The sequence below is a fragment of the Vibrio sp. JZG10 genome, from assembly GCF_054064075.1.
Genome location: NZ_JBSUGE010000015.1, coordinates 131,656 through 153,994, shown reverse-complemented (window position 1 = coordinate 153,994; position 22,339 = coordinate 131,656). Strand labels below are relative to the sequence as shown.

The window sequence follows — 22,339 nt, the reverse complement described above, 5'->3', positions numbered from 1 at the left end:
AACACTCACTTACCAGTAATCGGAAACTTAAAATTTGAAAAGAAAAATAGGGGGAGGCAGCCAAGTCACTGCCTCAAATTGAATTACGCGTTTGCCGCCTCAAGCTCACCTTTCGCTTGTGCACGCTTATAAAGAAGTAACGTTAATGCAGCGGGTACCACCATCGCGACCAACATCGCCAGAGCAAAGATGCCCCAGAACTGCGGCTGGATAGATAAGATGCCCGGCAAGCCGCCCACACCGATACCGTTCGCCATGACGCCCGCACTACCACAGATAGCAGCAGCACATGCACTACCGATCATCGCACTCAACATTGGGAACTTGTATTTCAAGTTGATGCCGTACATCGCCGGCTCCGTTACGCCAAGGTAGGCAGAAATCGCTGCTGGCACTGAGATTTCACGCTCATCCTGCTTTTTACTGATGATAATGATGCCAACCACTGCCGATGCTTGAGCAATGTTCGATAGTGCAATCAAAGGCCAAATCGGCGTGCCACCCAATTCTTGCATCAACTGCAAGTCAACGGCGTTGGTTGTGTGGTGGATACCTGTGATCACAAGTGGCGCGTATAAGAAGCCGAAGATGGTTGAACCAATCATCGCGAAGTCACCCGTCATGGCTGCTTTTGCTGCGAAAGCAACGCCGTCACCCAACATACGACCGAATGGGCCAATGATAGAGTGCGCAAGAATCACAGACACAATGATAGAAACAAACGGTACTACTACTAGGTAAAGGTAAGACGGAATGATGCGTTTTAAGCGTGTTTCGATAAACGCCAGTGCGATACCTGCTAACATCGCGGGAATCACCTGCGCTTGGTAACCGACTTTCTCAATCGCAAACAACCCAAAGTCCCACACTTCAGGTACTTGCTTACCAATCAGGTAGGCGTTCATTAACTGCGGCGAAACCAAAGTTACACCAAGCGTGATACCCAGAATCGGTGTACCACCGAGCTTTTTCACGGTCGACCAACACACACCAACGGGTAGGAAGAAGAAAATTGCTTCACCAATTAACCATAGGAATGAATGAACAGTCGCCCAAAACTGACTGATTTCCGTTAGGGTTTGACCATCAAACATCTTGATGTCGCCAATCACATTACGGAAACCAAGAATCAAACCACCAGTAATGATCGCAGGCAACAGTGGTACAAAGATTTCTGCAAGGTGGGAAATACCACGCTCAACGATATTCATGTTTTGGCGAGCAGCATTCTTGGATTCGTCTTTGCTCGCTTCACTTTTACCGCTAAGCTCGATCAGTACTTTGTAAACCTCATCAACTTCAGTGCCGATGACGACTTGGAATTGACCTGCGTTGGTAAAGCAGCCCTTCACCATAGGTAATGCTTCTAACTGTTTCGTGTCTGCTTTGTCCGTATCGTTTAGAACAAAACGCAAGCGAGTTAAACAATGGCTTACACTGGCAATATTGTCCGGCCCCCCGACCAGCTCAATAAGACGCTCCACGTCTTTACGCGCAATCTTACTCATAACTTTGTCCACCCTGTATTGGATACATTCGATTCATCATTTTATTTTTTTATAAATGGGAACATTCCCATTTCTTAATTTTAATATTGCCACTCAAAGACAAAAAACAAAATGGGAACAGTCCCATTAATTGAGAATGATCACAGTATAATTCTAGAGCAAATCGTTGTAGTGTGGATTAGCGGCAAATAGGTTGTTGAGTGAAGTGAACGACTTCTTCATCGCCATTTAATTGATTAATCAGCATTTTAGCGGACTTTTCACCCGCAAGGGTATAACCAGGATCGACACTAAATACTTTAGGGAAAAGGAAAGAAAGCAACTCGTTACCACCCACGCCTGTCACGACCACGTCTTCACGACCTAACTCTTGAAGACGCTTGATTACGCCCAATGCAATGGTATCGCTGGCACACACAATGGCTTGCGTGTCTGCTTTCAGAACGTGGTCCACCAGCTGATAAGCACTTTCATGGCTAAGCTTACCGGTTTGGAAGCAAGGCGTAAGTTGCTTGCGTTTACACCACGATTTATAAGCATTTAGACGAGCTAAGCCAGTGGTTTTGTCTTCAGGATCAACACCAATATAAGCAATGCGAGATAAAGATTGCTGCTCAAGGTGAGACAAAGCCATGTCTATCACGCCTTGGTTATCATAATTGATGGAAGAGACGTTATCGGTATCCATCGCAATCACCACAATGCGATTGCCCCACTCGGCTAAGGCTTGCTCATCGCACCCAGTAAAGCCAAATACAATCACGCCATCCACATTGCGACGCTTAAGCACACTCAAGTGCTCATTGGTTTTGTCGCGGTCAAACTGACTCTCCATGATCACTGCATCATAACCAGCGGAATACAATGCATTGAGCATTGTACCAACGGCGCGATTTTCTGATGGTGAGTCTAGACGGGAGATGATAACACCAATGACTTTTTGGCTACCGCCACGCATTGATTGCGCAGATTTGGACGGTACATAGCCAGATTCACGAATGATTTGCTCTACTTTCTCTCGCGTTTGAGGTTTCACTTTTGGATCGTTGGTAAGCACACGGCTTACTGTTGATTTGCCAACGCCTGCCAATTTCGCGATATCAAGAATGGTGAGTTTTTTGCTCATAAGTGATCAAACTAGAATGGATGAATGCTTAGGTGACTGAACTTTAACAGTAATAAGAGAAAAGGGAAGCAAACGCTTCCCTTAAATATGCGAATTGTGCAGATTATTTCTTTAGATATGCAGGCACGTCAGCAACACTATCAAGCACAACCGTTGCCAATGCTTCACCTTGCTCGGTGATTGGCTTACCTGTGCGAACCAAAATCTTGGTGCCAACGCCCGCTGCTTCTGCTGCCATCATGTCTTCGGCTTTATCACCAATCATCACAGATTTTTCCATGTCGATTTTCAAGAAGTCGCGAGCAGAGATAAACATACCAGGCTTAGGCTTGCGGCAATCACAATCCTGCTTGTAATCCCCAATGCCATGTTCAGGGTGATGTGGACAGTAGTAGATACCATCAAACTCAACACCATGATCAACAAAGTTCCAGTCCATCCATTGAGTCAGAGACAAGAAACGGTCTTCACTGAATTTACCACGTGCGATGCCCGATTGATTCGTCACTAGCACTAAGAGGTAACCTTGATCTTTCAGCGCTTTCGTCGCTTCAAACACACCATCAATGTACTCAAAATCATGTTCGTCATGAACGTAGCCGTGGTCAACGTTTATCACGCCATCACGATCGATAAAAACAGCAGGTTTTGCCAAAACATATTTCTCTATTAACTCGGTTTAATCAGATTATTACATACCTTATAAACTTCAACACTATCTAATTCGTTCTAGGCCTCGACAAAACAGTTGATTTGTTGGGCAAGAATCGGTAATTCTGAGGGGTCTCTCCGCTTATCTTCTCTTCGTAACTTACTCCTCATTCTTTCCAAAACAGAACATCTATACATTTAGACGTCTAGACGTAAAAATATCTATTGACTTCATTCTGGTTAACCCATAGCATCAACTGAGAAGTGAGATAAAGCTCAACATTAAGTTCTGTCAAATGCCGTTTTTGACAGCGAAGTTCCCCGTATCTTTGGGCAGGTTGAAACATGATAGAAATAAAAAACGTCAATAAAGTGTTCTACCAAGGCAGTAAGGAAATCCTTGCCCTGAAAGACATTAACCTACACATCGCCAAGGGCACCATCTTCGGTGTTATCGGTTCATCTGGTGCTGGTAAAAGTACGCTGATCCGCTGCGTAAACATGTTAGAAGCACCAACATCTGGCTCCATCATCGTTGATGGCATTGATTTAACAAAACTCAGCAAAAAGCAGTTGGTCGAAACGCGCCGTAACATCGGCATGATCTTTCAGCATTTTAATCTGCTCTCGTCTCGTACTGTGTTTGATAACGTGGCGCTACCACTGGAACTGGCAGGCAAAGACAAATCGCAAATCACAACAAAAGTCACTGAGTTATTAAAACTTGTTGGCTTAGCCGACAAACACGAAAGCTATCCGTCCAACCTAAGTGGCGGTCAAAAACAACGTGTGGCTATTGCTCGCGCATTGGCATCCGATCCAAGCGTACTACTGTGTGACGAAGCCACTAGCGCACTGGATCCTGCAACAACTCAATCTATCCTTGAGCTATTGAAAGAGATCAACCGCAAACTCAACATCACGATTCTACTGATCACCCACGAAATGGAAGTGGTAAAAAGCATCTGTCACGAAGTGGCGATCATCGGTGGTGGTGAATTGGTGGAGAAAGGCACCGTTGGCGATATTTTCGCGCACCCTAAAACGGAGCTGGCGCACCAATTCATTCGCTCAACGCTGGATCTATCCATTCCTGAAGATTACCAAGCACGTCTGCAAGCAGAGCGTGTTGATGGCAGCTACCCGTTGGTTCGCTTAGAGTTTACTGGCGCAACCGTCGATGCACCGTTAATGTCGCAAATTTCTCGTAAATACAATATTGATGTGAGTATTTTGAGCTCCGATCTTGATTACGCTGGCGGCGTGAAATTCGGCATGATGGTCGCAGAGCTATTTGGTAACGAAGAAGATGATAACGCAGCATTGGAATACCTGCGTAAGCACAACGTAAAAGTAGAGGTACTTGGTTATGTCCTTTAACACAATTTCTGAATGGCTGAGTTTAAACAGCAAACTACTTTTAGGTGCAACGTGGGAAACGCTTTACATGGTTGCGGTTGCCGGATTAGTCGGCTTTGCCGTGGGTATTCCATTAGGCGTAATCCTCCATATTACTAAGAAAGGCGGCCTACTTGAAAACACCAAACTAAATAGCAGCTTAGGCGCTGTCGTTAACATTGGTCGTTCTGTGCCATTCCTCGTCCTGATGGTTGCGATTATTCCAGTGACAAAAATGCTAGTTGGAACCTTTATCGGTACAACCGCAGCAATCGTCCCACTGACTATTGGTGCCATTCCGTTTGTTGCCCGTCTTATTGAAGGTGCTTTGTTAGAGGTACCAACAGGCTTGGTGGAAGCGGCACAATCAATGGGGGCGACACCAACACAGATCATCACAAAAGTTCTACTACCTGAAGCAATGCCGACTATTGTTAACTCAGTAACGATCACCTTAGTCACTCTCGTTAGCTACTCGGCCATGGCGGGTACGGTAGGCGGCGGCGGCCTCGGCGACGTAGCCATCCGTTACGGTTTCCACCGCTACGATGTAACTATCATGGCTGTGACTGTCGTGATGCTGATTGTTCTAGTACAGATTATTCAGTCTATCGGTGACGCAGTGGTGCGCCGTGTAGACCACAGATAAGCATTGAAAATACAAATTATAAGGAGATAAAGATGAAATTTAGCCTTAAAGGTCTTTTGACTGTAGCAACAGCCGCTTCTGCTCTTGTTCTAGCGGGTTGTGGCGACAAAGAAGTAGACGTAAATAAAGTAAAAGTTGGCGTTATTGCTGGTGCTGAAGCACAAGTTGCCGAAGTGGCAGCTAAAGTAGCAAAAGAAAAGTACAACCTAGACGTTGAGTTAGTAACATTTACCGATTACGTAACGCCAAATGCCGCTCTGGATGATGGTTCAGTAGACGCGAATGCGTTCCAACATAAACCATACCTAGACCAACAAGTGAAAGACCGCGGCTACAAACTGGCTATCGCGGGTAACTCATTCGTTTACCCTATTGCTGGTTACTCTAAGCAAGTGAAGTCAATCGATGAAATCCAAGATGGCGCACGCATCGCAGTTCCAAACGATCCAACAAACCTAGGTCGCTCACTACTGCTTCTTGAGCAACAAGGTTTGATTACGCTACGTGATGGCGTTGGTCTACTCGCTACAGTACGTGACATCGTAGGCAACCCTAAAAATATCGAAATCATTGAGTTAGAAGCGCCACAACTTCCACGTTCATTGGATGACGTAACGCTATCTATCATCAACACCACTTACGCAAGCTCTATCGACCTATCGCCAGAGCGTGACGGCGTGTTCGTTGAAGATAAAGACTCACCATACGTAAACCTAATTGTTGCTCGCGAAGAAAATGTTAATGCGCAAAACGTACAAAACTTCGTAAAAGCTTACCAAACGGAAGAAGTTTACGAAGCTGCAAAAGAGCTATTCAAAGGCGGCGTAGTGAAAGGTTGGTAATCCCACTTTTCTAAACCATACTGAAAATAATAGTCTGAGCATAAAAAAGGGCTGATGTGAAAACATCAGCCCTTTTTATTTCTCTATCTAACCATTTAACTAACCTCAATTAGTTACTTTAGGTGGTCCCAAGAGATATTCGACACGATTCGGCAGTCATCACACTTAAAGTGAAATATGTCATGTAGTGGCTCATCGAGTAGCCACTCTCCACCGCATTTTGGGCACTTGCGCGCTTTCTCGCTCTCCAGCGACTGACCGCCCACGCGATACTGGTAATAGTATGTTGGAACCTTGGTGATGTATTCGATACGACCTCGCAAATCCCAACCGCGGCGGAACAACACGCTGTCTACATCGCAAATCTCGTGCAGCGCCGCATGCTCTGCACGGCACCCGCCAGCCATTTGGATTTCATCGCACGCTTGCCATTCTGTCTGCCATTTGATGACGGCTTTATGGTCACCATTTAGCGTCGGCTCATTGCGATACAAAGGAATCGGCAACAACGTTTCCCCACTGCGCAATGGCGAACACGTATGAACATAAGTCGTGTACAACACTTGCCAGCTAGGGATCTCTTCTTCGGCCGCTTGTTCTGAATTTAAATCACGGCCAAGCATACGCATTTTCGGTGCAAGCAAAGACGCGTCTGACAAACGGTTCATGCACACTTTGACAAAATCTGAGTGATAACGTGGATGCAAACTGTCTTGCTCTGGGCAAACGACACGAACATAAAACTCGCCATCTCCCATCACTATCGGGAATTCACGGCCTAGTACTTGGCCGTTGTAACGCAACGCATCCATCAAGCCATTAATGGCTTTGTCTACCGCGCTGACGGTGGTGTTATCAAAACACTCAAACTGCAACTCAACAACGTACATATTTAGACAGCGGCCTCTAACTTGCTCAAGAACTCAGCCAATGAATCCGCCAGCACATCGCGTTTAGACGTACCTAAACGCTCTAAAATCACATTACCAGTGAGGTTACAAATCGAGATCACATCCATTTCCTCATCTGTCGCCGCGATAAATACCGTTGGTTTAAGTTTCAGGCGACGTTGCGTCACCAAATGACCAAGAATATTTTCTTGTAGGCGCACAAAATCATCATCGCTCCACACTTGCAGCAGCGTCAACGAATTACCTTGCCAAGTTGCCTCCATATCGGCGCTGTATTGAGAACCATAAAAGGCTTTTACATCATCTTGCAGTGACAACTCAATCGCATTTTCCACATTAGTGAAATCGGCCATTTCATCACGTGCGACCGCTTTCCAAAGCACCTTTCCATCACGCTTCTCTTCGACACAAGGAGAAACAAGATCTGCAAGCTCTTCACTGCTTGGCAACTCATTATATTTAGCTTGCCAAGCTTGTTGGTAGCGCAGGCTGAACTCTTGTAGCGCCTGAGTAACGTTTTGGGTCATGAAGGTCTCCTCATTCCTTATTTATCAGATAGCCGTGTTTGCCGGATAGCAATTGACCAGCGGATTCAGTAAAATTCTCGCTATTCTAATCGAAAACGACCACAAAGTATGAGCAAATATTCTGACGCTAAAGAGCTTGCTGGCCTAACACTAGGTAAAAAGACCGAGTATGCGAACCAATACGATCCAAGCTTGCTGCAACCAGTTCCTCGTAGCCTGAACCGAGATGACCTTCAGTTAGGCGACAGCCTTCCTTTTATGGGCCACGACATTTGGACGCTGTACGAGCTCTCTTGGTTAAATAGTAAAGGCTTACCACAAGTGGCCGTTGGCGAAGTATACATTCCAGCCACCAGTGCAAACTTGATTGAGTCGAAGTCTTTCAAACTGTACTTAAACAGCTACAACCAAACCCGTTTTTCAAGCTGGGAAGAAGTTGAAGAGCGTTTAACGCAAGACCTATCTGAATGTGCCGGTGAAAAGGTGTTGGTCGAGGTGAACCCGGTGACTCACTACACCAATCAGCCTATTGTGACAATGGAAGGCGAATGTATTGATGACCAAGACATTGACATCACCAGTTACGATTTTGATGCCGATTTGCTTGAAGGCGCAGCAGGTGAAGAGCAAGTGGAAGAAATCCTACATAGCCACCTATTGAAGTCAAACTGTTTGATCACCAATCAACCCGACTGGGGCAGTGTAGAAATTCGCTACCAAGGTGCGAAAATAGATCGCGAGAAACTGCTGCGTTACTTGGTATCTTTCCGCGAGCACAACGAATTTCACGAACAATGTGTTGAGCGTATTTTTACGGATCTAATGAAATACTGCCAACCAAGCAAACTGACCGTATTCGCCCGCTACACGCGCCGTGGTGGCTTGGACATCAACCCGTACCGCTCAACGGAACAAGACAAGCCAGATCACAACCACCGCATGGCTCGTCAGTAATCACGTTAGTGACAGAAATAAGTTCGGTAATCTAAAGGGTTACCGGACGTTTTTATTGTCCAAGCATGTTACTATATCAAATGGCTTCAACCTGCATTTACGGGGCTTGTTGAGGTCTTTTACCGTTATCCGCCATATCTAAAAACAGTTCGAGGGAACGAAAGGATGTTTTGGGACAGTTCGCGTCTATTCAAGTTGATTGGCTTTCTTTGCTTGCTGTTTGTACAGCCGCTTCACGCGACCATTTTATCGTCCGCGTTACTCAACGAAGCACAACAATTGGCGGAAATAGAGCCATCACAAGCAAAACAAGCGGCAACCAACTACTTGTCACAACGTGAGCTAACGGAACGCAAAGAGAGTGACAGCCCTTCTGCTATGTCTCGTGACGAGACCGATCGTAGCGTTCGCACACCAAGCAGCACCATCGAAGCACACAAGATTATCGCTCAGGCAGACTACGCCATGGGTAACGTTCGTTCGGCTATCGAACACCTAAACAAAGCCGAGCGCTTAGCGCAAGAATATCAATTGCCGTACATGGACTTAGATCTCCAGCTGATGCGCAACCAAATGATTTGGATGTACGACAAAAACTATTCAAAAGCGGAAGATACGCTTGACCAAATTGAGCAGCAACTCGATGAAGCTGATGCGGTATTGCAACGTACCGACAGCGTTCGCTATCGATTAGTGATGCAAAGAGCGCTCCTCGCTTCACATAGTGGCGATCTGATTAAAGCGGAAAGTTTGTATTCTCAAGCCAAAACTATGCTTGAAGACAGCCGATCTGACTTAGCCTTGATCGACTATTACACAGCCGTCGGCGAGTTTTATCTGAATAGCAAGAAATACAATTTGGCTTTGTCGGAACTGCTTTACGGTTATTGGCAATCTATTGAGAGTGACAGTGGCGCAAGGTTAGCAAAAGTTAATCGCCTGTTGGCGAGGCTCTTCCAGGAGCGACGAGTTTACGACAAAGCGATCGAATACTTATCTCAAGCCGCAGACTTCTATGACTCCTACCCTAGCTCTCCCATCCTAGCGGATGTCCTTGAGCAAATGGGTGACATTTATTTTTACCAAGGCAAGTTTAACCTTGCCTTAGTGCACTACTTCAACGTGCTGGACCATGAAAGCACCAGTAAGAACATTAATCGGATCATTAAGATTCGCTTAAGCTTGGCGGCTACCTATCTACAACTCTATAACTACGCGCTAGCTGAACAATACCTAGACCGTTCTAAAGAGCTTTTAGAATACACTGACATTCCTAAGCTTGAAGCAAAGGCAGCGTTGCTTCAGTCAGGCCTGGCTTATCATCAAAACGATAGTAAAAACGTCATTACCAATGCAAAGCTGGCGTTAGCTCTTGCTGAAAAGTCACCAGAAAATAACAACTTCATTAAGCAGCAGTCTTACCGCTTACTCGGGCTTGGTTACGAGCAGGCAGGCGAATACCAACTTTCTCTGCAGGCTTATAAGAAATACACCAACCTTGTGCGTTTAGAGCAAAAACAGCTCAACCAAATCAGTGAGGATGCATTCCGCCAACAAAAAGAGTTTGCTGAACAAACCATCCACTATATCGGCCAATCGGAACGCCTTGAGCAAGTGGAAAGGGAACACCGCAAATTCCAGAAAATCTCATTCGCATTGTTTATTACTGTGTTGGTGATGTTTTTGTTCATTATGCGCCGCGGCGTGATCATGCAGCGCCAAGCAAGTGAAATCGAAAAACTGCGTAATGATCTCTTCACTCACTCTCGTTCCCGTTTACGTAACTTGCGTATGCTGAACGTGAAGCTGTCTCGCTCATTGAAAAAGTCGAGCGAAACTTTCGAGCAATGGCAAATGGGCGAATTGATCCACGAGCCACTTAACGATCGCCTGCGCTTTGTCATGATCGACTTGCCATTCCTACGAAGCATGTACGTCCATAACGGCTATAAGGCTGGTCTAGAACTAGAACGTGCATTTGGTGACTTCCTTGCGGAAAAAATAGAAAAACCGTCGCGTCTTTACCATTTCTCAGATGCAAACCTACTCTATATCGAGCCGAACGCTGACCGTGATGCTTCTGCCGAAGTCATGTTCGAGAAATTCCAGACTTGGGTGGATGAGTTCGCTCAGCAGCACAACGTCAACCGCATTATTCGCATGGGTATCAGCGATTATCCGTTCTTACCACGAGCCTACACTGCAATTAACGACGAGGAATTACTCGATCTGTTGCTGCTTGCGACTCACATTGCGCGAGAAGTCAGCTTGAAGGATAAGCAAAGCCACTGGGTTTTCTTGAAAGCCATCGATAACGCACCCGCCGCAAGCTTTGCAACGGGTAACATAAGAACTGCCTGTCAGCATGCCATTAGCCAAGGCCTGATTAAGATCCATTCGTCCTACAAGAATGAGGACGACATCAAGAAAATATTAAAAAATGGATAATTAAACGCCTGTTAGACATAATAACTAATGACGCTATAACGTTTTTTGTTATTATCGGATAATTGTCAGTAGTACATGGACTTAACCGTAGTCACTTCATGGGAATCTTGGAATCCGATATTCAGTCGCAGCTTCATCAGCTGAGTTGTCAACTTGACCAACTCAGACTGACACATCGTGATACTTCACTCAAATTCAAACGTGAACAACAAGTTCTTAAACGCGTTGTGGCATCATTGTCTTCAGCTTGCCAGGGTTCGAATACCCAGGTATCCAATTACCTGTTTGAAATCCAACAAGAGCTGCAACATCAAAAAGATATCAGTACTCTTATCCCACGTTTAGCGGTATTAGAGAGAATGCTCAAACAGCAGTCGAAGACGATGGACAAACAGAACGGCTACCTAGACGAACAAATCAAACACAGTGGTGAAACACTCCAACGTGTCACAGGTTTACCTGCGCAGTTAAAACGTGAACTACGGAACTTAATGAGTTTCTCAGAAGCTCATGCCAGCAATAAAGCCGATCAAGCCACTAAGCTACTGAGCATTTACGAACGCGCTCTGAAAATCATCACTTCCAACTCGCGTTTGCATCTCAGTGAGTTTGAGAATAATCCTGATAAGTCTCAACTTGAGTGCTTAGCCAGCGATCTACAACATACCATCACCGAGCTGGATTTTGAGGGAGAAACGGGAGATCGATTGCTCGATATTCGGGCTAAGCTGCTTCTTGGCGTGAGTGCAGAATCTCTCATTGAGCTTACGCTCTCAACGCTGAAATTGGTTGTCGAAGCAACAAAATTCGAGCGCGAAGCGTCTAGCCAATTCCTTGATCAGCTGAACACTTCTCTCGCAAGTAACCTAAAAACCGTTCATCAGAACGTCGACCAACATCATACCTACTTTGAGCACCGCCAAGAGCTCAACACAGAAATGAACAGTCTGGTTGAATTGAGTCAACTATCGCTCGACCAAGCTCAAGATCTAGCGGATGTAAAAAAAGAAGTCGCCCCGTTACTTGCGAAAATGGCGTCGCTGACAGAGCGACTTAAAATGACGGAAGAACGAGAACAAGCGCTGCAAGAGCGTTTGAATTACAGTAAGAACCAGCTCGAAGCCGTGTTTGAAACCACCCAAGATCATCGTCGACGCTTAGATGACCAAGCTCAGCGCATGTTGCTAGACCCTCTGACTAAAGTCTATAACCGCACCGCATTTAATGATCGACTAGAGCTAGAGTATCGCCGTTGGATTCGCTCTCAACAGAACCTGCGTGTAGTGTTGTTTGACGTTGATAACTTCAAAGCGGTGAATGACAGCTATGGCTATACGGCTGGTGACAAAGCGTTGAAGATCATCGCTCGCACCATTAATAAACGCGTATCAGAAACTGAGACGGTAGCTCGCTTTGGTGGTGAAGAGTTTATTTTACTCGTTCCAGAACAATCTGAAGAATACACACTGGATCTCATTAAACATATCCAGCGTGATATTAGCCAATTACCATTTAAGTTCCGTGAGCAAAATATCATGATCACCCTAGCGGCTGTGTCGACCTCTTTTAAAGAGTCCGATACACCAGAGTATGTACTCGATCGACTCGGCAAGATGCTTGCGGACGCTAAAAAGCGTGGAACAAATCAGCTTAACTGGAGCTAGATTTAGTACAAAAATCGAACAAACAAACCAGAATTGGCGCAATTTACGCTTTATAAGCACCCATTTTCAACGAGTTATCACATTTCTTCCCTTTCAGTCTGCTAAGCTGTAAAAACCCAAGTCACTTCAAGATGATGCATTTACAGAACGCGAATGTACCATCTTGAGGTTGCTTGGGAGTCAATAACCATAAAACCAAATCGGCCAACTGCCTTTCATCAAACCATACGTATAACCCAAAAAGGTGAGTTGGTACTTTCCCTCAAAATAATGCAACACAAGGAGGCGTTATGATTACCCATATAAGCCCCGCTGGTAGCATGGACTTGCTATCTCAATTAGAAGTAGAGCGCTTAAAAAACACGGCCTCGAGTGAACTTTATCAACTGTACCGCAACTGCACGTTAGCGGTGTTGAACTCCGGCAGTCATACCGATAACTCGAAAGAGCTGCTCGATAAACACCAGTCGTTTGATGTCAACGTAGTGCGCCGCGAGCGTGGTATTAAGCTTGAGCTGACTAACCCACCTGAGCACGCCTTTGTCGATGGCGAGATAATTAAAGGTATCCAAGAGCATCTGTTCTCCGTGTTACGCGATATCGTTTATGTCAATATGCATTTAGCAGACGCACAACGACTCAACCTGACGAACCCAATTCACATCACTAACCTCGTGTTCGGTATTCTGCGTAATGCCAGAGCACTCACACCAGGTATCGAGCCAAACCTCGTCGTATGTTGGGGCGGTCACTCTATCAATGGCGTGGAATATCAATACACACGTGAAGTCGGTAACGAGCTTGGCTTGCGTGAACTTAATATCTGCACGGGTTGTGGCCCTGGTGCGATGGAAGGGCCAATGAAAGGTGCCGCTATCGGACATGCGAAGCAGCGTTATACTCAGCAACGTTATCTTGGTTTAACCGAACCTTCGATTATTGCAGCCGAGCCACCAAACCCAATCGTGAATGAGCTGGTTATCATGCCAGACATCGAAAAGCGTTTGGAAGCCTTTGTACGTATGGCGCATGGCATTGTGATTTTCCCTGGTGGTCCGGGTACTGCAGAAGAGTTGCTGTATATTCTTGGCATTATGATGCATCCAGACAACGCCGATCAGCCAATGCCTATCGTGTTAACTGGACCAAAAGAGAGTGAAGAGTACTTCCGCTCTATCGACGAGTTTGTTCGCGATACACTTGGCGAAGAAGGTCAAAAGCATTACGAGATCGTCATTGACGATCCGGCAGAAGTGGCACGTATCATGAAGCGCTCCATGGACTCTGTACGCCTTCACCGAAAAGAAAAAGGCGATGCTTATAGCTTTAACTGGTCATTAAAAATCGAGCCTAACTTCCAGTTACCATTCGATCCAACTCATGAGTCGATGGAGCAATTGGACTTAAGCTTAGATCAAGAACCTCAAGTCTTAGCGGCCAACCTGCGTCAAGCCTTCTCAGGTATCGTGGCTGGTAACGTCAAAGCCGAAGGCATTCGAGAAATTGAACGTCGAGGCCCTTTCACCATTCACGGTGATCCTGTGCTAATGAAAAAGCTCGATAAGTTACTACAAGACTTTGTCGAACAACACCGAATGAAATTACCTGGCGGTTCAGACTACGAACCGTGTTATCGCATCGCTCACCCAGAAATTGATGGTCGATAGTCAGGCTAGCATTCGTTACACTAGGGGCATTACGCCCCTTTTTATTGCTAAGTCATTATGTCTATTCATCTTGTTATTATTGATGCCCTAAACCTGATCCGCCGTGTGCACTCTGCACAACCGGATCCAACCGACATAGCAAGAACCATCACCACGACACAAAGAACCCTCACTCGCATTCTGTCAGAAGCCAACCCGACACACATCATCGCGGTTTTCGATCACCATGAACAAGACAGAGGATGGCGAGCTGAGATTCTCCCAGACTATAAGCAAAATCGAAAACCAATGCCGGAACCACTGATGCAAGGTCTAGATGCGATTCAGCAAGCATGGTGGGAACAAGGTATTGATTCATTGCTTTCTGAAGGCGATGAAGCGGACGACTTGGTTGCTACTCTCGCGACGAAAGTGGCCAGTCATGGTGAAAAAGTCACCATCGTTTCTACGGATAAAGGCTACTGTCAGCTGCTTTCTCCTACCCTACAGATCCGTGATTACTTCCAACATCGTTGGTTAGATGAACCGTTTATCGAAAAAGAGTTCGGCGTAAAACCGAGCCAACTGGCCGATTATTGGGGGTTAACGGGGATCAGCTCTAGCCAAGTGCCGGGGGTTCCGGGCATTGGACCAAAAGCGGCGAAAGAGATTCTTACTCAGTTTGAGAATATTGAAGCAGCCTACGCCAGTGAAGACCTCGCACCGAAATACCGTAAAAAATTAGACGAGCACATTGAGTCTGCACGCTTATGTAAACGCGTCGCGGCTTTAAAGTGCGACATTGAACTCGGCTTTAACTTACAGGACATTCGCTTTACAGGACCAAATAAAGCGGAATAGTGTCTGATGATGGTTTCAAACCATAAAGCTCTCAGACAATAAAAAAGCGCCATTTGAAGGCGCTTTTTTCTATTCTCGGGACTATCCCCAAATGACTAGGAGATAGAATTAGTACGGCGAAATGTTCGATAGACACTGGATATGAATCGTGATTTCTTCACGATCATGATACAAATGCTTAGCTTGTAGTCTGAACTTTACCTTATTATCAATCAGGAACTGCTTCAGGTTTTCAAGGTCTTGCAGCACCTCGTCATAGCGGCCTTTCATTGGCAGCTTAAGGTTAAAGATTGCCTCTTTCGCCCAACCTTTTAACAGCCACTGGCCCATAAGGTGAGCAACACGAGCTGGCTTTTCTACCATGTCACAAACAATCCATGTTACGTTCTTACGGTCTGGTTCGAATTTAAAACCATCCACCATATGATGCTTGATCTGGCCGGTTTCCATCAAGCTGTCTGCCATCATGCCGTTATCGACACAGTGAACGAACATCGAGCGCTTCACCAATTGGTACGTCCAACCGCCTGGACATGCGCCTAAATCGACCCCCCACATTCCTGGAGCCAAACGCTCATCCCACTCTTCACGTGGAATAAAGACGTGAAATGCTTCTTCCAGTTTAAGCGTTGAACGACTTGGGGCGTCTGCTGGGAACTTAAGGCGAGGAATACCCATGAAGAACTGAGAGTTATTGTCTGTGTAAGAATAACCGACATAACAGTGGCCGGGCTCCACAAAACAAATGTGCAGTACTGGCTTCTTCGCGTTGTCTTTGTTCAACATTAAACCTTTACCGCGCAACGCTTGACGCATTGGGACAGTAAATTTACGGCAGAATTTCAGTAGCTCTTTCGCTTCATTCGTATCCGGAGTTTCAATTCTCAAATCCCCACAGCGAGGAAACGCTTCAATGTCTGCTAGCTCATTCAAAATTGGGCTAATGCGGTCATCACTTGGCAGCGATTGAAACTCAGCCGCTACCGCAAACATTTGGCGAGCGAAGATTAACGACTTAAAGTCCAAACCTCTCGCAAGTTTGTCCGCATCTCCATCTTGGTAACACTCGAAGACAACATAACCTGAGTTTCTCTTCACACGAGGGAAGCCATACACTTCCAACTGTGTCGCTTTGTCCTGAATTTCACCAGCACACTCTTTCTCAAAGCCAGAACGGCAATAGAGCATTAGTTGTTTCACTTGGAGACCTCTTTGATATTGAACGCAGCAAAAAAGAACAGACACCAACCAATCATGAACAGCAATCCTCCCATTGGAGTAATCGGGCCAAACCACTTAATGCCTGTCAGCGCCAGTGCGTAAAGACTGCCGCTAAAACAAAAGATGCCGATGATAAAGCAAATCGCTGCAATGAAAAAATATTTTTGTGCTTTTTGTCCCAAATTCAATAGCAATAAAACCGCACAAAACACAATCGCCAGCGTGTGAATAAATTGGTACAACACTCCGGTCTCAAATACGCCAAGCAAATACGGAGCCAGCTGAGCTTTTAGCCCATGTGCAGCAAAGGCACCTAGAGCGACAGAAACCAGCCCAGACAGACCAGAAAATGAGAGTAACCACTTACTTTTCACGGTACACCCCTTTGATAAACGCCGCTAACTGCTCTACCGCGAGCTCGATGTTACCCGCCTCGGTATGGCCTGAGCTCTTGCGCGGTTTAAAGCTGTGGTCACCATCGGGTAAAAAACTCACCTTAACTTGCGATGAAAGGACAAAGTCATCGAACTCCTCACGCTTACCAAAGGTGTCTCGCTCCCCTTGTAGAATCAGCGTAGGTTTCTCAATAGTTGCTAAGTGCTCGCCTTTGTATTTCTCTGGTTTTCCCGGTGGGTGAAATGGAAACCCTAAACAGGCAATGCCCGCCACCAGCTCATTTTCAGCCAGTAAACTCGACATGCGACCACCCATTGACTTGCCACCAATGACAATAGGTTGAGAGGTAAAGTGAGCAATCACTTCTTCATAGGCTTCCAACAGTTTTGGCGCACGATCTGGTGGGCGCTTTTTCCCATCTTCCGCTCGCTTAATCATATACGGGAAGTTAAATCGCACCACGCGAATTCCTTGCTCAACTAATCCTTTGGCAACGGCGGTCATGAAATCATGTTCCATCCCCGCTCCAGCGCCATGGGCAAAGATAAATAGAGGACCGCTTTCAGGTCCCTCAACTATCCATTGGCTCATCTAGTACTTCCTCTTGCTCTTTTCTCGCGGTCGCTAACATCCAGTCTCTAAACGTTGCGATTCGGCCCATATCTGCCTGCTGTTCATGACACACCACGTAGAATGCATTCTTAGAGATCAACACCTCGTCGAATGGCGCGATGAGTCGTCCAGCTTCCATTTCTGGCTTGGCGAGTACGTTGTTACCAAGCGCAACCCCCTGACCATGCGCAGCAGCCTGTAGCACCATCGTCGAGTGACTGAAAATAGGACCGTGGTTTACATTGATACCTTCGATGTTGTAATGACGCGCAAACTGCTTCCAGTCTTTACGCGAAGTATCATGTAACAAAGTGTGTAATTTGAGGTCACTTAAAGATTCTAATGGTTTGTTACCCAAAAGTAATGAAGGTGAACAAAGTGGGATCAAAAACTCTTGGTACAATTTATCTGCTCGCAAACCTGGCCAGTTCCCACGGCCATAGTAGATCGCCACATCAACATCATCAGTCAGTGAGCCTTCATCCATATCTACGGCTTTAATACGAACATCGATATCGGGCTCTTGAGCATTAAAATCGGCCAAACGAGGTACAAGCCATTGGATAGCAAAACTCGGCGGTAGGCTAATCGTCAATGCCCCTTTTTCGCTACGTTCCAACACCTTATCTGTCGCTTCCGCAATCGAGGTGAAAATATCTTTGATATCGAGAAAGTAACTTTGGCCTTCTTCTGTTAACAACAAAGAACGATTACGTCGACGGAAGAGCTTCAATGATAAGAACTCTTCAAGCGCTTTAATCTGGTGACTGACCGCGGCTTGAGTAACAAATAACTCTTCTGCTGCTCGTGTAAAACTGAGATGACGAGCAGCCGCTTCGAAGACTCGAAGCGAATTTAATGGAGGCAATCTGCGAGACATATGGGACCTCTAATAGGATTAGTTTTTTTAATCTGAAACATTATAAAATGTCCGTTGTCGAACAGCCAGATAAATTCTATATTTCACCCCGCAACACGGGCCTGAACGGCTTGATTTCTTTGGAAATCAATTGGCTTCGTTGTTGCGATGTTGTGTTTGCAAACTCGTATTTCGAGTTAGGTAGATTTCTACCATAATGTTTTGTCCACACTCCCTGTGACAAAACATATACTTCCTGTATTTATTTTTGACCTGTCTGTCAAATTTGTTACACCGCCTAAATTAGGCGGTGTTTTTTTATCTATCAAAAATCTCATCCGCATATCTGGCAGCAATATCACTTTATTACTCTTCTTTCGGATTAATTATCGTTATATCAACACAAAGTGTATGGCTTTGCGATAAGCCTCAACATTATGCTAAGTAATGGTTGTCTGTAACGCGATCAAAAACAAAAAAGGCGCAAATTGATGTCTCAATTTGCGCCTTTTAACGTATTTTAACAGTCAGCTATGGACGGTAAACTTTTACGTTGCTGAAGCCTTGCTCTTGCAAGTAAAGCGCTTGCAGACGGCTCATCACACCGCGGTCACAGTAAAGTAGGTATGTCTTAGACTGGTCTAAGTCACCAAACTGTGTACCCAGCTTGTAGAAAGGGATATGTTTCACATCCACACCTTCGATTTCAAGTGGGTTATCGTCTTCCTCTTCAGGACTACGAATATCTAGCACAACCGCGTGCTCTTCTACCGCTTGAACTTGCTCTACTTCTGGTGCGGCTTGCTCAGACTCTTTCGCGATATCACGAATGTCCATCATGCGAGCTTCTTGAACCACTTGCTCAAGGATACTAAAGTCGAATTTCTCTTCTTCAGCTTCTAGCTTGCCTTTCACCGCTTTCACGGTTGGCTTCTTAGAGATAACACCACAGTATTCTGGCATTGTCTTCGCGAAATCTTCTGTGCCGATTTCACGTGCTAGATTGATAATGTCTTCTTTATCCCAGTTGATAAGCGGACGCAGAATCAGCGTGTCTGTTACGTTATCGATGTGGCGTAGATTGGTTAACGTTTGGCTCGATACTTGACCTAGCGCTTCACCTGTTACCAATGCTTCGATCTTCATCTTCTGGGCGATCATGCCTGCTGCACGCATAAACATACGCTTCAAGATCACGCCCATTTGGCCGTCATCGACTTTCTCTAGGATTTCCGCAACCACAGGTTCGAAATCAACTGAAATGAAACGTACTTTTGCAGAAGAACCGTATTTGTTCCATAGGTAGTGAGAAACCTGCTTAACGCCGATTTCGTGTGCTGGACCACCTAAGTTAAAGAAGCAGTAATGTACTTTTGAGCCACGCTTGATATGAAGGTAGCTAGAAACACCAGAGTCAAAACCACCAGAGATCAAGCTCAACACGTCTTCTTGCGTGCCCAGTGGGAAGCCGCCTAAACCTTTATGACGAGCCAGCACTTGGTTTAGCTTATCGTTCGAGACTTCCACCTTGATCGTCACGTCTGGGTTTTGCAGCTTAACTCTTGCGCTCTCAATCGCTTGGTTTAAACCACCGCCGACATAACGCTCTAGTTCGATAGAGGTAAAGTCGTGCTTACCGCGACGCTTCGCACGTACAACAAAGGTTTTATTTTCGAGTGCAGAGCGATTTAGCTCCAGTACTTGTTCGAAGATATCGTGCAAGTCTTTAAATTCGGTCTGCTTCACTTCCAGTACGTGGTGAATGCCTGGTGTATGAGTCAAAACCTCAAGAACTTCAGCGTGGAATTCGTTACTCTCAGAGGTCACTTCAATGTGATCACGACGGTTGAATACCGCGACAGATTCCGTGCGGCTCTTAATGATGTTACGAATGTTGCACTCTAAAATCTTTGTGAAGCGCTTACGCACAGATTCACTTTTTACAAAAATTTCTGGATGGGGCTTTACAATAAATTTCATAGTCTAATTCGCAGGTTAGTTTCGCAATCAACAAAGAGTGACACTCAACTTCAATGCTTCATACGCAGTAAAACCGCGTTTCAGTCACAAAAAGTAGTCTGAGCTCACTTTTAAGGCGCAAGATTATACACCCAAGCGGATTGGAAAAACAAAAAAAGCGAGCAATCTGCTCGCTTTCTTATCTCTCTACTGACTTGAAACTAAAGTCTAGTTATTGAATTACAGGCACTTCTTCACTGTATAGTGGCTCGCCTTGCATGATGCTGATTTCAACCCGTCGGTTAAGCGCGCGATTTTCATCAGAATCATTCGGCAACAATGGTTCAGTATCTGCCATGCCTCGCACTCTCAAACGTTGATGAGAGAAGCCTCTCACCTTCTCCATCTCTTGTGCAACCGATACGGCGCGCTGAGAGGAGAGATCCCAGTTAGAACGATAAAGCTCTGAGTCTAACGGTCGGTTGTCCGTATGACCAGATACTCGCACAATGCCTGGCACGTCTTTTACTAACTCTGCAATTTGTCGAACTAAAGGACGGAATTTAGGCTGTAAGAAGGCCGAGCCTTCAGGGAATGCACCTTTTTCACGCATACGTATAACAATCTGTTGGCCAAGATTTTCAACTTCAATGGCACCTTGTTCAATCTCTCGCTCTAAGGCTTTCTTGATGCTTTCCATCAAGGTTTCCATCTCTTGCGACATCTCTTCAGATTGCTGCTGTTGCATGTCCGCTTCTGCAGATTGATTGTTTTGCGTTGACGTTTCTGGCGATTGGCCCCCCGTTAACTTGCCTTCATCACGCTTTGTGCCACCAGCACGGTCAGACTCCCCTTCATGAAATTCGAGCGTCTGCTGAGTGATGTCCATGGTTTGCTGCATGATGACATCAATCGGCGTTGGTTCTGGTCGGCCCGGTCGAAACTCTTGAGCAATGATGCTAGTACCTTTGGGAATGTCTTTCACTTCAAGTTGATTTTGTACACCAAAGGCAAATTTCATTGATCCCGCAATCTGTTTGAACTTCAGTACGTCCATTTCAGAAAACGAGAGCAGAAGAACAAAGAAACACATCAGTAGCGACATTAAATCCGCGAATGTCCCCATCCATAACGGGAGACCGGGTGGCGGACAATCGCATTTGTTATCTTCATCATCCATCACTACTCTCCAAGTTACTCGTCAATCTCAAGGGCACGTTTACCTTCGTTGAGGTAGTTCTTCAAGTAACTATCAATCACTCGCGGGTTTTGACCATCTTGAATCGCTAATACACCATCCATGATCAAACGGCGGTTTAGCGTTTCTTGGTCACGTCGCAGAGAAAGCTTATCCGCAATAGGGAAAAACACCATATTGGACAGGATCGCGCCATACAATGTGGTTAAGAGTGCAACCGCCATTGCTGGTCCAATCGCTTTTGGATCATCCATGTTTGAAAGCATCGCAACAAGACCAACCAAGGTACCAATCATTCCCATCGCAGGAGCAACGTCACCAAAGGCGCGAAATACGCCAGTACCTTGCGTATGTCGTTCATCTGTAAGCGCGATGTCTTTTTTGAGTGCCGCTCTCACAACGTCGGCATCATGGCCATCAACCAGTAGATCAATGCCTTTCTGCATGAATGTGTTGTTTATTTCCATCTCTTCAAGAGCAAGAAAACCACCTTTACGCGCCGCATCGGCCATTTCCACAATTTTTGCGATCAGGTCTTCGGGTTCATCCGCTTTAAACATGAAGGCTTTGCCAGCAATCTTTGTCGCACCAAAAAACTGTCCCATTGTGAACTTCATCAATACGACGAATATTGAGCCACCAACGACAATAAGGATCGACGTGACATCGACAAACATGCCGATGCTGCCACCAAGCACCATCGCCATAATGACGAATGCAAAACCACCAATCAAACCTAATAGGGTTGCTAAATCCACAAAGCACTCCTCACGCTATACTCAAATACTGCCATTGGGCGGATTATTACCTGTATCGACAACTCGCGCAGAATTTTTAGAAAAATCTTAGCTAATGGATCACAAATTAGACTTAACAACCTTAACCAAAATATGGGGTTTCAGCGCTTAG

At 45.6% G+C, this 22,339-nt stretch carries 20 protein-coding genes; 8 read left to right on the top strand and 12 right to left on the bottom strand.

The window, feature by feature from the left end; genetic code table 11:
• Nucleotides 1–83 precede the first annotated feature (83 nt).
• From treB to gmhB, 3 genes are all read right to left on the bottom strand, one after another.
• Nucleotides 84–1,508, bottom strand: coding sequence for a PTS trehalose transporter subunit IIBC (gene treB / locus ACWYVB_RS17260; protein WP_005391342.1), 1,425 nt, complete (start codon nt 1,506–1,508; stop codon nt 84–86).
• Nucleotides 1,509–1,686: 178 nt separating this feature from the next.
• Nucleotides 1,687–2,634, bottom strand: coding sequence for a trehalose operon repressor TreR (gene treR, locus ACWYVB_RS17255; protein WP_085342969.1), 948 nt, complete (start codon nt 2,632–2,634; stop codon nt 1,687–1,689).
• A 103-nt stretch (nt 2,635–2,737) separates the two neighbouring features.
• Entirely contained in the window at nt 2,738–3,289 is a 552-nt protein-coding gene (gmhB, locus tag ACWYVB_RS17250) for a D-glycero-beta-D-manno-heptose 1,7-bisphosphate 7-phosphatase (protein ID WP_005391350.1), read from the bottom strand.
• Between the two features lie 341 nt (nt 3,290–3,630).
• On the opposite strand from gmhB, the gene metN reads away from it, so the two are divergent.
• From metN to ACWYVB_RS17235, 3 genes are read left to right on the top strand one after another with little or no spacing between them, the layout of a single operon-like run.
• On the top strand, nt 3,631–4,665 hold the full coding sequence (gene metN / locus ACWYVB_RS17245) for a methionine ABC transporter ATP-binding protein MetN (protein ID WP_005391353.1): 1,035 nt from the start codon (nt 3,631–3,633) through the stop codon (nt 4,663–4,665).
• A complete protein-coding gene (locus ACWYVB_RS17240; RefSeq protein WP_005391355.1) occupies nt 4,655–5,332 on the top strand; it encodes a methionine ABC transporter permease in 678 nt (225 codons plus the stop codon). The genes metN and ACWYVB_RS17240 overlap by 11 nt, the downstream gene beginning before the upstream one ends.
• A gap of 32 nt (nt 5,333–5,364) precedes the next feature.
• Nucleotides 5,365–6,174, top strand: coding sequence for a MetQ/NlpA family lipoprotein (locus ACWYVB_RS17235; protein ID WP_005391357.1), 810 nt, complete (start codon nt 5,365–5,367; stop codon nt 6,172–6,174).
• 113 nt (nt 6,175–6,287) lie between these two features.
• Here ACWYVB_RS17235 and ACWYVB_RS17230 read toward each other — a convergent pair whose 3' ends face one another.
• Nucleotides 6,288–7,064 carry a Zn-ribbon-containing protein gene (locus ACWYVB_RS17230; RefSeq protein WP_005391359.1) on the bottom strand — a complete coding sequence of 259 codons (777 nt, stop codon included), beginning with the start codon at nt 7,062–7,064 and terminating at the stop codon, nt 6,288–6,290.
• Between the two features lie 2 nt (nt 7,065–7,066).
• Complete coding sequence (gene syd, locus ACWYVB_RS17225; protein ID WP_053808745.1) at nt 7,067–7,612, bottom strand: SecY-interacting protein; 546 nt, start codon at nt 7,610–7,612, stop codon at nt 7,067–7,069.
• 108 nt (nt 7,613–7,720) lie between these two features.
• Between syd and queF the strand changes: the two genes are divergently transcribed.
• From queF to xni, 5 genes are all read left to right on the top strand, one after another.
• Nucleotides 7,721–8,566 carry an NADPH-dependent 7-cyano-7-deazaguanine reductase QueF gene (gene queF / locus ACWYVB_RS17220; protein WP_104971358.1) on the top strand — a complete coding sequence of 282 codons (846 nt, stop codon included), beginning with the start codon at nt 7,721–7,723 and terminating at the stop codon, nt 8,564–8,566.
• A 165-nt stretch (nt 8,567–8,731) separates the two neighbouring features.
• The gene (locus ACWYVB_RS17215) at nt 8,732–11,014 is read left to right on the top strand and encodes a tetratricopeptide repeat protein (RefSeq protein WP_134647928.1); all 2,283 of its coding nucleotides are present in this window, start codon (nt 8,732–8,734) and stop codon (nt 11,012–11,014) included.
• A gap of 98 nt (nt 11,015–11,112) precedes the next feature.
• Nucleotides 11,113–12,678, top strand: coding sequence for a GGDEF domain-containing protein (locus ACWYVB_RS17210; RefSeq protein ID WP_006743207.1), 1,566 nt, complete (start codon nt 11,113–11,115; stop codon nt 12,676–12,678).
• A 290-nt stretch (nt 12,679–12,968) separates the two neighbouring features.
• Nucleotides 12,969–14,345: a nucleotide 5'-monophosphate nucleosidase PpnN gene (ppnN, locus tag ACWYVB_RS17205; RefSeq protein WP_248381777.1), complete on the top strand. Its 1,377-nt coding sequence runs from the start codon at nt 12,969–12,971 to the stop codon at nt 14,343–14,345.
• 57 nt (nt 14,346–14,402) lie between these two features.
• Nucleotides 14,403–15,185: a flap endonuclease Xni gene (gene xni / locus ACWYVB_RS17200; RefSeq protein ID WP_005391374.1), complete on the top strand. Its 783-nt coding sequence runs from the start codon at nt 14,403–14,405 to the stop codon at nt 15,183–15,185.
• A 108-nt stretch (nt 15,186–15,293) separates the two neighbouring features.
• Here xni and rlmM read toward each other — a convergent pair whose 3' ends face one another.
• The 7 genes from rlmM to pomA form a co-directional block, all read right to left on the bottom strand.
• Nucleotides 15,294–16,385 (bottom strand): 23S rRNA (cytidine(2498)-2'-O)-methyltransferase RlmM, encoded by a 1,092-nt coding sequence (gene rlmM / locus ACWYVB_RS17195; protein WP_005391375.1) that lies wholly within the window; start codon nt 16,383–16,385, stop codon nt 15,294–15,296.
• Nucleotides 16,382–16,780 carry a DUF423 domain-containing protein gene (locus tag ACWYVB_RS17190; RefSeq protein WP_005391376.1) on the bottom strand — a complete coding sequence of 133 codons (399 nt, stop codon included), beginning with the start codon at nt 16,778–16,780 and terminating at the stop codon, nt 16,382–16,384. The genes rlmM and ACWYVB_RS17190 overlap by 4 nt, the downstream gene beginning before the upstream one ends.
• Entirely contained in the window at nt 16,770–17,393 is a 624-nt protein-coding gene (locus ACWYVB_RS17185; protein ID WP_104971354.1) for an alpha/beta fold hydrolase, read from the bottom strand. Before ACWYVB_RS17185 ends, ACWYVB_RS17190 begins: the two co-directional genes overlap by 11 nt.
• Nucleotides 17,374–18,294: a transcriptional regulator GcvA gene (locus ACWYVB_RS17180; protein WP_005391378.1), complete on the bottom strand. Its 921-nt coding sequence runs from the start codon at nt 18,292–18,294 to the stop codon at nt 17,374–17,376. The genes ACWYVB_RS17185 and ACWYVB_RS17180 overlap by 20 nt, the downstream gene beginning before the upstream one ends.
• A 510-nt stretch (nt 18,295–18,804) precedes the next feature.
• A complete protein-coding gene (gene thiI, locus ACWYVB_RS17175) occupies nt 18,805–20,253 on the bottom strand; it encodes a tRNA uracil 4-sulfurtransferase ThiI (RefSeq protein WP_457529533.1) in 1,449 nt (482 codons plus the stop codon).
• Nucleotides 20,254–20,464: 211 nt separating this feature from the next.
• Entirely contained in the window at nt 20,465–21,412 is a 948-nt protein-coding gene (locus ACWYVB_RS17170) for a flagellar motor protein MotB (protein WP_006741833.1), read from the bottom strand.
• A gap of 14 nt (nt 21,413–21,426) precedes the next feature.
• Nucleotides 21,427–22,188 (bottom strand): flagellar motor protein PomA, encoded by a 762-nt coding sequence (gene pomA, locus ACWYVB_RS17165; protein WP_005381564.1) that lies wholly within the window; start codon nt 22,186–22,188, stop codon nt 21,427–21,429.
• Between the last annotated feature and the right edge of the window lie 151 nt (nt 22,189–22,339).

What these genes read in the sequence shown, in the direction of transcription:
- ACWYVB_RS17185 (WP_104971354.1), bottom strand. Translation starts at nt 17,393, where the DNA reads ATGAGCCAATGGATAGTTGAGGGACCTGAAAGCGGTCCTCTATTTATC.
- ACWYVB_RS17210 (WP_006743207.1), top strand. Translation starts at nt 11,113, where the DNA reads ATGGGAATCTTGGAATCCGATATTCAGTCGCAGCTTCATCAGCTGAGT.
- ACWYVB_RS17180 (WP_005391378.1), bottom strand. Translation starts at nt 18,294, where the DNA reads ATGTCTCGCAGATTGCCTCCATTAAATTCGCTTCGAGTCTTCGAAGCG.
- queF (WP_104971358.1), top strand. Translation starts at nt 7,721, where the DNA reads ATGAGCAAATATTCTGACGCTAAAGAGCTTGCTGGCCTAACACTAGGT.
- treR (WP_085342969.1), bottom strand. Translation starts at nt 2,634, where the DNA reads ATGAGCAAAAAACTCACCATTCTTGATATCGCGAAATTGGCAGGCGTT.
- metN (WP_005391353.1), top strand. Translation starts at nt 3,631, where the DNA reads ATGATAGAAATAAAAAACGTCAATAAAGTGTTCTACCAAGGCAGTAAG.
- ACWYVB_RS17215 (WP_134647928.1), top strand. Translation starts at nt 8,732, where the DNA reads ATGTTTTGGGACAGTTCGCGTCTATTCAAGTTGATTGGCTTTCTTTGC.
- ACWYVB_RS17235 (WP_005391357.1), top strand. Translation starts at nt 5,365, where the DNA reads ATGAAATTTAGCCTTAAAGGTCTTTTGACTGTAGCAACAGCCGCTTCT.
- ACWYVB_RS17170 (WP_006741833.1), bottom strand. Translation starts at nt 21,412, where the DNA reads ATGGATGATGAAGATAACAAATGCGATTGTCCGCCACCCGGTCTCCCG.
- treB (WP_005391342.1), bottom strand. Translation starts at nt 1,508, where the DNA reads ATGAGTAAGATTGCGCGTAAAGACGTGGAGCGTCTTATTGAGCTGGTC.
- ACWYVB_RS17230 (WP_005391359.1), bottom strand. Translation starts at nt 7,064, where the DNA reads ATGTACGTTGTTGAGTTGCAGTTTGAGTGTTTTGATAACACCACCGTC.
- xni (WP_005391374.1), top strand. Translation starts at nt 14,403, where the DNA reads ATGTCTATTCATCTTGTTATTATTGATGCCCTAAACCTGATCCGCCGT.
- ppnN (WP_248381777.1), top strand. Translation starts at nt 12,969, where the DNA reads ATGATTACCCATATAAGCCCCGCTGGTAGCATGGACTTGCTATCTCAA.
- ACWYVB_RS17240 (WP_005391355.1), top strand. Translation starts at nt 4,655, where the DNA reads ATGTCCTTTAACACAATTTCTGAATGGCTGAGTTTAAACAGCAAACTA.
- thiI (WP_457529533.1), bottom strand. Translation starts at nt 20,253, where the DNA reads ATGAAATTTATTGTAAAGCCCCATCCAGAAATTTTTGTAAAAAGTGAA.
- syd (WP_053808745.1), bottom strand. Translation starts at nt 7,612, where the DNA reads ATGACCCAAAACGTTACTCAGGCGCTACAAGAGTTCAGCCTGCGCTAC.